The organism is Natronorubrum halalkaliphilum (assembly GCF_009834785.1).
GTDB classification, from domain to species: Archaea; Halobacteriota; Halobacteria; order Halobacteriales; family Natrialbaceae; genus Natronorubrum; species Natronorubrum halalkaliphilum.
Map to the genome: position 1 here is coordinate 1 of NZ_WUYX01000056.1, position 8,239 is coordinate 8,239.

The 8,239-nt window shown below is 64.6% G+C and carries 9 protein-coding genes; 4 read left to right on the forward strand and 5 right to left on the reverse strand.

Features of this window, described 5'->3' with window-relative positions; genetic code table 11:
* Window positions 1-195: 195 nt before the first annotated feature.
* From GS429_RS16800 to GS429_RS16820, 5 genes are all read right to left on the reverse strand, one after another.
* Window positions 196-498 carry a hypothetical protein gene (locus GS429_RS16800; protein WP_160066507.1) on the reverse strand — a complete coding sequence of 101 codons (303 nt, stop codon included), beginning with the start codon at window positions 496-498 and terminating at the stop codon, window positions 196-198.
* Window positions 499-593: 95 nt separating this feature from the next.
* Window positions 594-821, reverse strand: coding sequence for a YgaP family membrane protein (locus GS429_RS16805; RefSeq protein ID WP_160066508.1), 228 nt, complete (start codon window positions 819-821; stop codon window positions 594-596).
* 68 nt (window positions 822-889) lie between these two features.
* Window positions 890-1,846: a metallophosphoesterase gene (locus GS429_RS16810; protein ID WP_160066509.1), complete on the reverse strand. Its 957-nt coding sequence runs from the start codon at window positions 1,844-1,846 to the stop codon at window positions 890-892.
* 9 nt (window positions 1,847-1,855) lie between these two features.
* A complete protein-coding gene (locus GS429_RS16815) occupies window positions 1,856-3,697 on the reverse strand; it encodes a hypothetical protein (protein WP_160066510.1) in 1,842 nt (613 codons plus the stop codon).
* On the reverse strand, window positions 3,694-4,980 hold the full coding sequence (locus tag GS429_RS16820) for a Single-stranded DNA binding protein (RefSeq protein WP_160066511.1): 1,287 nt from the start codon (window positions 4,978-4,980) through the stop codon (window positions 3,694-3,696). Before GS429_RS16820 ends, GS429_RS16815 begins: the two co-directional genes overlap by 4 nt.
* A 134-nt stretch (window positions 4,981-5,114) precedes the next feature.
* Between GS429_RS16820 and GS429_RS16825 the strand changes: the two genes are divergently transcribed.
* From GS429_RS16825 to GS429_RS16840, 4 genes are all read left to right on the forward strand, one after another.
* Window positions 5,115-5,324, forward strand: a complete 210-nt coding sequence (locus tag GS429_RS16825; RefSeq protein WP_160066512.1) for a hypothetical protein — start codon at window positions 5,115-5,117, stop codon at window positions 5,322-5,324.
* A gap of 51 nt (window positions 5,325-5,375) precedes the next feature.
* A complete protein-coding gene (locus GS429_RS16830; protein ID WP_328821448.1) occupies window positions 5,376-6,233 on the forward strand; it encodes a ZIP family metal transporter in 858 nt (285 codons plus the stop codon).
* Between the two features lie 349 nt (window positions 6,234-6,582).
* The gene (locus GS429_RS16835) at window positions 6,583-7,200 is read left to right on the forward strand and encodes a cupredoxin domain-containing protein (RefSeq protein WP_160066513.1); all 618 of its coding nucleotides are present in this window, start codon (window positions 6,583-6,585) and stop codon (window positions 7,198-7,200) included.
* A gap of 177 nt (window positions 7,201-7,377) precedes the next feature.
* The gene (locus GS429_RS16840) at window positions 7,378-8,040 is read left to right on the forward strand and encodes a 2,5-diamino-6-(ribosylamino)-4(3H)-pyrimidinone 5'-phosphate reductase (RefSeq protein ID WP_160066514.1); all 663 of its coding nucleotides are present in this window, start codon (window positions 7,378-7,380) and stop codon (window positions 8,038-8,040) included.
* Window positions 8,041-8,239 lie beyond the last annotated feature (199 nt).

Consider the following 8,239-nt stretch of genomic DNA (forward strand, 5'->3'; position numbering starts at 1 on the left):
ATTGTCCTCATGTTCGCCATCATCAACATAGAAAAGCTCTGTGAACCACTCTAACTACCATTCAGCAGCTATTCAACAAAGCAGAAAGATCCGGTTCTCCGAGTCGAACCTCTCATACGGATTGCTGTAACTATGTACCGCCGATCACCGACCCCGTCCCTGGTGATCGGCAGTAATTGACTGCAGTAAACCGTATCAGGTCAGATCCCACTCCTCGTCGTCGATCCGCACTCTCGCCAACTCGTCGCGGTCGCCCAGCAACCGGAACTCAAAGCCGCCGTCGTCGCGTTCGTACTGCAGATCCAACGTCATCACGTCGGTCGTGACCTCCTCGGTGTACGCGGGCGCATCGTCTCGAGACCCGGGCGGATCCAGATCGTAATCGTCGTAGGAGACGCGCGTCGACGCTTCGATCAGGTCGTCCGGCCCGTAGACGTCGGCGCCGATTCCGTTCGTCTCGGTTTCCCGTACCTCGAGTCGATACGTTTCCATAGTCATACGGCGAGTTCTCGAGTCCGGGGCATGCCGATTCGGCTTACATACGCCTGCGGTCCGCAGTCGGCGGCCGCAATCGTGTAAAAGTACCCAGTCGATTACTCGGACGCCGACTCGTCCCCGGTCGTATCGATGCCGAACAGCGCGTTGCAACCACAGAACTGCGTTCCCCAGTTGAGCAGAAGCCCGATTCCGGCGACAATCGCGGTGACAGCTTTGATGCGCTGGTCGTCGAGCGCCGCCGCGACGCCGACGACGACGAGCCAGATACCGAGGACGCCTCTAATCGTGCGATCGATACCGCCGACGTTGCGCTGGATGTCCATACTGTTACGCTATGGACATGTGGGCCATATAGGTTCGGATCGGACGAAAACGACGAGAAACCGCAGCCTCAGATCGACTCGTACGGACCGAGCCGCGTCCCGTCCAGCAAGTAGGCCTCACCGTCGGCGATACCCGCGGGCAGGAACGGCGAGAGAAACGACTGGTTCGGAACGTTCACCCACGTCCCGCCGACGAGGTCGTTGAACGCCGGCAACACGACGATTCGCGGCGGTTCTACGGTCGAATCCTCGAGCCACGAGAGCCCCTCGTACGCCGCTCGGTCCCGAAACGGGGTTGGATCGAGTCGACCGCGCAACCAGGCCCGCTCGACGCGACTGCCACCGACTTCGTCCTCGAGTCGGACGCAGGGATGTTCGTGCCCCAGACAGAGCACGTCACACTCGAGTGCTGCCGGTGCGGGCCAGGTGTGGCCGTGGCAGACGCCGACGGTTCGGTCACCGTGTCCGTTGCGTTCGCCGTCTCGGGTATCGTCACCGTGGCCGTCTCGGTCGTCCTCACCCTGACCGAGTGCGATACCGTCGCCGGAAACGATCGTCACGGAGCCGATTTCGAGGTCGGTCTCGGAACCAGGTTCAAAAGCAGATGGCGATTCAGGACCGTCATCAGCACCCAGCCACGTCTCGATCCCGCCGTCGTGGTTCCCCTTGACCACGGTCACGTCCAGTGACGGCGGGAACCCTTCGAACAGCACCTCGAGTTCACCGCGTTCGGCACCCCCCGGGTCGCCGATCGAGTGCATGAGGTCGCCACAGACGACGAGTCGGTCGGGGTCGGTTCGCTCGAGCAACGACCCGAGTCGGTCCCGGCGCTCGGGGGCGTGGCTGGGCACGTCGACGCCGCGTTCGTATCGCAGGCCGGCCTCGTAGCCGGCGTGGTAGTCAGCGACGAGCAGCGCTCGCTCGGCTCCGACGGTGGCAGTCGCGGCTGGTTCGCCGGGGACCGGTTCGACGCGTGCCACGGTGGAACGGCCGGAACGGCCGGAACGGCGATGCTCGTCGGTCATCGAGACGCGTTAGATCGCTTTCAGCGTCTCGTCGTTCGGCTCGTAACACTGGCCGCCCATCAGCGCGTCCTGGATCGCGTCCTCGACGTCCGATTCGGACGCGCCGGTGTCCGCGGCGACCGTCTCGACGAGTTCCGTTCGATCGGCACCGTCGCCGTCGTCGAGTTCTTCCATCGTCTCGACGACGTACTCGCCCAGATCGACGTCCTCGGCGGGGTCGTCGTCCTCGGTGTCGTCAGGCGCCTCCGCGTCAGCAGACTCCGCCGATTCTACCGGGTCCGCATCGGCAGTGTCCTCAGTGGCTTCCGCCTCGGACCCCGATTCGTCCTCGTCGTCCGCTTCCGCCTCTGCCTCCGCCTCGAGACCCGATTCCGGCGGGGCACCGAGGTCGTCCGACTCCGTCTCGGTCTCGGTCTCGGTGGCCGTCTCGGCCACGGTTTCGTCGGTCGACGGAGTGTCGGCTTCGGATTCGGGTTCGGTTTCCGCTTCCGCTTCAACCGCGTCGGCTGCGGAATCAGCCTCGCCACCGGCAGGCTCCTCGTCCGGCTCCGGAACATCGATACCGGCTTCGCCCGGCTCCTCGACTTCGGCACCGGTCGTGAACTCGGCACCGAACTCCTCCTCGAGCTGTTCGCGCTCGTCGTCGTCCATCTCGTACATCCCGCCGTCCTCGTCGGCGATATCGCCGAGTTCCTCGTCCTCGCTGTCGTCACCATCGGCATCGGCGTCAGCAGCGACAGCGGATTCGTCGGTCGCAGGTGAGGCGTCGATGTCCGTCGTCTCGTCGAACGCTGCAGTGGGTTCGTCGACGTCACCATCGGCGTCGGCGTCAGCGTCGGACGGAATGGTGTCTTCCGATTCGAGTTCGGATTCGGAGATCGTATCGCGGTCCGAACCCGTCGCCGTCCCGGCGGCCGAGCCGGTGTCGAGTGACCCACTATCGGTGTCGACCGCCGCGTCCGCCTCTGCGTCCGTCTCGCTTCCACCAGCTCCGGCCGTGATCGCTTCCGCCGCGTCCGGCTGTGCATCGGTCGCCTCGCCCGCGAGATCCGTATCGACATCGACGACCGCCTCGAGGGCCTCGAGATCCGCGGCACCGAGATCCGCGAGCGAGTCGAACGCCGCGGACTCGTACTCGGGACTCGAGCCGCCGGGCTGAAGCGAGAGGCCGCCGACCTGATCGCGGTCGCCCGCCACAACCTCGACCGCCTCGAGTGCACAGTCGCGCAGGGCTGCGAGGTACGATGGCGTCGTTCCGTAGTGGTCCTGTGCGAGCGGGATGCCCGCCGCGAGTCCGGGCTCGATACCCGCCTCGCGGAGCGCGTCGGTCAGTTCAGTGCCGCTCGAACCGATCTCTGCGGCCCCGGCGTAGGTACCGATGCGCTCGAGCGTTTGTTCGGCCGCGCTGACGACCCAGCGGTCGCGGGTGTCGGCGTCGACCGTCGCGATGCTCTCGGGGCGAATCGAGGTGTACACCTGCTCCGAATCGCCGGGCTGGAAGGTCCGAGCCTTCCCCGTCACCGCGACGAACGCGGGCGGCTCGAGCTGTTCTAAGGTCGCCAGCGCGTCGGGCTGGTACTGCCCGGCGTAGACGACGAACGCCCCCGTCGGGTCGACGACCCGAGCCCGGACCATTTCCTCGTTGACCGACGTGACTTCGGTGAGGGTGCCGACGGCGAACAGGCGGTTGAGCCGAGCGCCGGTCGGCGAGATGACGTAGTTCGGCGCGCGTTCCTCGTCGCTTTCGGCGTAGGAGAACGAGGCGTCGTCGTACTCGGCCGCGAAGAGTCGGTAGGCGAGTTCGCGGCCTGGAATCTCCTCATCGCCGTCGTCCGTACCGTTGGCGCTCATGCGTTCACCTCCTCGAGGAAGGCCGTCGCACGCGCCTCCGGATCGTCGTCGCTCTCCTCGAAGGACTCGGCGTCGAGGTTGGCCCCGTACTCGTCGACGGAGAGGTGCCCACGAACGCGGTACTCGCGGCCGACGATGCGCTCGCGGATCGTATCAGCGACGACCTCCTGGTCCATGGCCTCGCGGGCTTGCTCGAGGGCCTCCTCGAGGGTGCCGCCGTAGACGTCCTGGGTGAGTTCGTCGTCGAGCACGACGGTGACGGTCCCGGTGCCGTCGTCGAGGATCGCCTTCACGCGCAGGTCGTCGATCCCGTCGACGTCGCCGTGCGTTCGGCACTGCCCCTTCTGGATGACGCGGTAACACTCCGGACAGCGCTGGATGAGGCCGGATCCCTCCCGAACAGCGAGGACGTTGCCGTCCACTTCGACGTCGTAGACGCCGCCGGTTCGGACGGCCTCGCCGACGGCCATCGTCGTGGCGTCGGCGCCGACGTCGATGTCGCGCTCGAGGGCCGTAACGGTCGAGAACTCCGAGACGTTGACCTCGGGGACGCCGCGGAACTCCTGGACGTAGGCGTTCTCGATGCGAACCGTGCCGCCGTCTTCGATCTCGGGAGCCGGGTCCCAGTTCGTAAACGGTAAGCGGCCGCTTTCGTCGCCGAAGACGCCGCTCAGAATCTCCGTCTCGCCGTCGCGGCCGTCGATCGTCCGGCGTTCGCACTCGACGACGGTGACGTCGACGGTGACCGCACGGTCGCCGGTCTGCAGATCGGCCAGTTGGGACTCGCCGCCGATTTTGTCGGCGACATCGGCAGGGAGATCGATCGAATCCTCCTCGAACGACAGCGAGGTGCTCTCGCCGAGATTGAGTTCGGGTTCGCCGTCCCACTCGCGGACGCCAGCGTTGCCCGCGGTGATCGTATCGCCGGCCGAGAGGCCGAAGTCCTCCCAGGCGGTATAGTCGATGGCGCCGGTCTCGTCGGCGAGTCGACCTTCGACGATCACGTGATCGTCACCCTGATACCGGATCGATCGCTTCCCCGCCGTCAGGACGACGCCCGTGACGGTGACGTTGCCGTCGTCCGGCGTGATCTCGTCGATCTCCTTGCTCGAGGGCGTCCCACCGCCGCCGCTCGAGCCGTCGCCGTACTTCCGGCGAAGGCTCTGTTTGGCTTCGTCGACGGGAACGCTGTACTCCACCAGGTTCTGCAGGTCCGCTTTGACCTCCTCTTTGTCAATACCGAGGTCGGAGGCGAGATCCTCAGCATGGTTGTCGAGTTCCATCAGTGGCCATTCGAGTGGGGGCGTGAAAAACGTTCCCGCAACGCGGTGAAAGTGAACCCGACACGGCGGACGTCTGAACCGCGATCGAGTAGCAACAGGGGTAGCTTCATCTCAGTGGACCGGGAACCGAGCCTATGGAACGTGCCGGTGCAGCGCTGGGCGGACTCGCGTTCGTCGTCGCGATCTTCGGCGGCATCGTCGTCATCAGGATACTGACTCGAGCGCTGTACGCCGCGATATGGTTCGCCGAAACCGTCGCGACGCTCGCGTTCGCCCTACTGATCGGCTATCTGGTCTACCGGATTCTGCTGGGTTCGAGCGACGATCCGCGGCGATTCGACTGAAGGATGCGGTCGACGTGAACGGATTTATTTCGGGGGAAAGAAGGGGACACCGTGACCTCGCTTGGTGACGTCGTCGTCATCGCAGCGCTCGCGGGTGCGGCGACCGGACTCGGGGCACTCCCGATCTTCGTCACCGACCGCATCAGCCACCGGTTCTACGACGCCGCGCTCGGACTCGCCGGCGGAATCATGTTCGGTGCAGCCGTCTTCGCGCTCGTCGTTCCCGGACTCGAGATCGGCTCGCTCTGGGAGGTCGTCGTCGGGATCCTGTTAGGCGGTGTATTTCTGCTCGCCGCGAACCGCCTCGTCCCGCACGTCCACCTACTCATCTCGGAGGAGGCCAACCGGACGTATCCGGACGCCGAATCCGCCGAGTCGACCCTCGAGCCCGACGAAACGACGGTCGGCTCCGATCGAGTCGGCGACGGAGCCAGTGGCGACAGCGAAGAGCGCACCGAGAACCGACGGCAGGCGATTCTCATCGGCAGCGCGATCACTATCCACAACGTCCCCGAAGGGCTGGCGATCGGCATCGCGTTCGCGGGCGGGCTCGAGGGGGTCGGCATCGCGCTCGCGGTCGCCATCGGGATACAGAACGTCCCCGACGGGTTTGCGATGGCGATTCCGGCGAGTCGGACGGGGCTTTCGAACGCGAAAACGCTGCTGTACACGACGCTCTCCGGAGCCGTCCCGGAGCCGATCGCGGCGGCGCTCGGGTTCGGGCTCGTCGCCGTCGTTACCGGCCTCTTCCCGCTCGCTGCCGGCTTCGCCGCCGGGACGATGATCGCCGTCATCTTCCGAGAGATGATTCCCGCGAGCCACGGCCACGGCTACGCCGATATCGCTACGCTCACGTTCGTGATCGGCTTCGTCGTCATGGTGATCGTCGACGTCGGACTCGCCGTTTGAGCCCCGCGGATCCGTGCGACCGGGGCCACCGGTGGACGGCGGTTCGAATCCGACGCGTTGGGTGCGACTCGAGTGCACCGAGCGGTGCTACCGACGGCGGCAGTCGGGAGCGACAACAGTGGTCCGAAGAAACAGAAACGAACCCATACGCCGGATGGTTCGCTGCAGGGCTGAATACGAACCAATAGCACGAGCTGTATAGCGAGCAACCCGAGTGCTGGATTGGCCATCGCACGGTAATTACGCGTTTACGTTCCGGCGCCGTCAACCGTAGAAATCCGGAGTTTGCGTCCATGCAGCTGCGGGGTGTCACCTTATGCGAATACAAGAGAGAGCCTCCGGACAGATCATGTCACCAGACAGATCACAGTCTCGACGGACCGTCCTCAAACTGAGCGCCGTTGCGGCAGTGCCGGCAGCGCTCGCTGGCTGCGCCGATGAGGGCCCCGGCGAAGAGGAGGATCCGGACGATCCCGCCGAAGAGGAAGCCAACGGAGACGACGAACCCGAAACGGAAGAGGACGAAGACGAAGACGAAGACGATGAAGCGCCGGCCGACGATGAGGAAGAGAACGGGGACGAAGACGAAAATGAAGAGGACGACGCAGAAGACGACGAAAACGGCAACGGCGAAGCGATCGACCCCGACACGGAAATCGAACTCGACGGATTGACCCAGGCCTGGGAAGGCCTCGCACCCGACGAGATCGACGGTGAAGAGAATCCGACGCTCGTCCTCGAGGAGGGCGAATCTTACGAGATCACCTGGGTGAACGGGGACGGCGTACAACACAACATCGAAATTCGAGACGACGACGGCGAGATCGTCGACGACTACGAGACCGATCTCATGGACGAGGAAGGTGAAACACAGACCCTGGAGGTCGACGAGGTCACCGACGAAATGGCCGAGTACGTCTGTGCGCCCCACGCGGGAACGATGGTCGGTGAAATCGAAGTCGAGTAGCTCGAACCCGGAATCTCGAACCCCGAACCTCGAACCTCGAGTACGCACACCGACCGCGTCACTGCCGGTGATGATGTAGCGGTAGCGACAGCGGTTGCGATCTCGTCGACGAGCAGTCGTCTGCAGTATGCGTGCGTACACGGTGTCTTCTTTAGTCCCCGCCACGCAGCCACGTGTATGCACGTCGTCGTCAACGCCGCCATGAGCGCGGACGGCAAGCTCTCCTCGCACCGTCGCGAACAGATCGCGATCAGCGGCGAGGAAGACTTCGCTCGCGTCGATCGACTCCGGGCCGACAGCGACGCCGTCGTCGTCGGCGTCGGCACCGTCCTCGCGGACGATCCGCACCTCACCGTCAAAGACGAGCGGTTGTCCGACCGACGACTCGAGCGAGGCGAGTCGAAACACCCGGCACGCGTCGTCGTCGATTCGACGGCACGAACGCCCACCGACGCCGCGGTGCTCGACGACGCGGCGACGACGTACGTCTGTCTGAGCGAGGCTGCGCCCATCGACGAGCGAATGGACCTCGCGGACCGCGCCGAGCTCGTGACGGCCGGCGACAGCCGAGTCGACCTCCTACGAGCGTTCGCGACGTTACAAGAACGGGGCCTCGAGCAGCTCATGGTCGAAGGCGGCGGCGAACTCATCTTCTCGCTGTTCGAAGTCGGATTGGTCGACGAACTCACCGTCTACGTCGGCGCGAAAGTGATCGGCGGCCGCGACGCTCCCACGCTGACCGACGGCGACGGGTTCGCCGACGAGTTTCCGCTGTTAACCCTCGAGTCTGTCGAGCGGTTGGACGACGGCGCGTTGTTGCGGTGGACGGTGGATCGCTGACTCGAGACGGAGACTGGTTTCGAACTGCGACTTGGGTTTCGATTGGTCTCCGATACTCGAATGCGTACCCCGATTTGATGTCTCTCGCCGATGAGTTCGAATAGACTCTCCGTTCTTGTGCTTTGTTGAATAGCTGCTGAATGGTAGTTAGAGTGGTTCACAGAGCTTTTCTATGTTGATGATGGCGAACATGAGGACA

What these genes read in the sequence shown, in the direction of transcription:
- GS429_RS16800 (WP_160066507.1), bottom strand. Translation starts at nt 498, where the DNA reads ATGACTATGGAAACGTATCGACTCGAGGTACGGGAAACCGAGACGAAC.
- GS429_RS16805 (WP_160066508.1), bottom strand. Translation starts at nt 821, where the DNA reads ATGGACATCCAGCGCAACGTCGGCGGTATCGATCGCACGATTAGAGGC.
- GS429_RS16810 (WP_160066509.1), bottom strand. Translation starts at nt 1,846, where the DNA reads ATGACCGACGAGCATCGCCGTTCCGGCCGTTCCGGCCGTTCCACCGTG.
- GS429_RS16815 (WP_160066510.1), bottom strand. Translation starts at nt 3,697, where the DNA reads ATGAGCGCCAACGGTACGGACGACGGCGATGAGGAGATTCCAGGCCGC.
- GS429_RS16820 (WP_160066511.1), bottom strand. Translation starts at nt 4,980, where the DNA reads ATGGAACTCGACAACCATGCTGAGGATCTCGCCTCCGACCTCGGTATT.
- GS429_RS16825 (WP_160066512.1), top strand. Translation starts at nt 5,115, where the DNA reads ATGGAACGTGCCGGTGCAGCGCTGGGCGGACTCGCGTTCGTCGTCGCG.
- GS429_RS16835 (WP_160066513.1), top strand. Translation starts at nt 6,583, where the DNA reads ATGTCACCAGACAGATCACAGTCTCGACGGACCGTCCTCAAACTGAGC.
- GS429_RS16840 (WP_160066514.1), top strand. Translation starts at nt 7,378, where the DNA reads ATGCACGTCGTCGTCAACGCCGCCATGAGCGCGGACGGCAAGCTCTCC.